Origin of the sequence: Faecalicatena contorta (genome assembly GCF_021531995.1) — a bacterium.
GTDB classification, from domain to species: domain Bacteria; phylum Bacillota; class Clostridia; order Lachnospirales; family Lachnospiraceae; genus Dorea_A; species Dorea_A contorta_A.
Window position 1 is genome coordinate 1 of record NZ_JAFBIZ010000247.1, and the last position, 1,336, is coordinate 1,336.

The following is a 1,336-nucleotide window of genomic DNA, read 5'->3' on the forward strand; positions in this document are numbered from 1 at the left end:
GAATAATAGGTAATTTTGGTGACAATAGCGATATAACCGAGTTAGATATAAAAAATTTTTCATACTCTAGCGAAGATTTGAGTGGACCGCTTGTAGGAGGGGCCACTAAAACGGCATTACTTTTATCTGTTAACAAACAAAAATTTATCATAAAAAATCCATATTTAAAAACGGATGTCTATGATATGATTGATTTTTAAAGTGATCTAAGAAACTTAGTCCACATTAAACAGTCTGACTTGCGCAGACTATCTAAAGTAGAACACGAACATTACGATAAATGTCGCTCTGTTTGGACTGACTTTATTGATTCGCTTGACGCCAATAAAGGGCTTCACGAACTAAAAACACGAAAACTCACTATCGTTCCTCTTTTTTATAAAACAAGTTCTGAAGCGAGTGGCATCAATAAATTAGCGGATGAACTGTTTGAACGTGGTGATGATTATTTGTGTTATTTAGTTGCAAACTCAATGGACGATTTTACTTCCATTGAACAGGGAGAAGTTATACGACGAGTGTTTAATTATGGTGAAGCTTTCTTTGATAGCGACAACAATGATTGGAAAAACTATCACAGAGCCATTTTACCGGTTAATCAAACAGATGTAGGTAGTATTCAAAGACTTATGAAGTACATCTCTCTGCATCGCACAAAATTACTTATGGAAATTGAAGAACAACCAATTCATTGTCCGATATGTGGAGGAACTCACATTACTAAAGTTGGAAACGACCATTGGAAATGTAGCAATGCCGAATGCGGAATTGAATGGGGTAAAACTCGTTGCACCAAAGGTTGTCAAGAATACTTCCATTGGATTAGACCGGAAGCAGGATATGAAGCAAGCGATTTTGAATGCCCAACAGAGTGTGAAAAAATTGTCTTGAAAGATAGTATGCTTGATAGATTTGTTATTACAGACTTTGAGATTTTCTCCAATTACAATGAATTAAAGCTCTATCCGGTATGTCCTAAGTGTGGAACAAGAAGAAATGCACCTTAAAATATAAGACCGCCTGCTCAAATGAGTAGACGGTCTTATTTGTTATATTTGAGAAAGTCGTTGCGGTGTTCTTGGTGGTTGAATTGATACCCTTGGGAACGGAGCAAATCGCCCTTAATTGCTACAAGATTGATGTCAGATCTTAACGCTCTTGCAATTTGTTCAGTATCATATCCACGTTCTGCCAACTCTATAAAGTCATTGATTATTCCGGGCGATTAGCCCATGCGCTGAAGCGCGTTCAGCGCATGGGTATCGCCGTTTAGCAAAGGCTGGTCGCAGTTCAGCCCAGGTCATCAAGCATGTGATAAATGCTGCCGCATATTAAC

General features: G+C 37.9%; 2 protein-coding genes. Both read left to right on the forward strand.

The window, feature by feature from the left end; all coding sequences use genetic code 11:
- On the forward strand, nt 1-200 hold a 200-nt coding region (locus JQM82_RS15665), incomplete at its 5' end, for a hypothetical protein (protein ID WP_235251347.1).
- A 39-nt stretch (nt 201-239) separates the two neighbouring features.
- Entirely contained in the window at nt 240-1,007 is a 768-nt protein-coding gene (locus tag JQM82_RS15670) for a hypothetical protein (protein WP_147333823.1), read from the forward strand.
- The last annotated feature ends 329 nt before the right edge of the window (nt 1,008-1,336 follow it).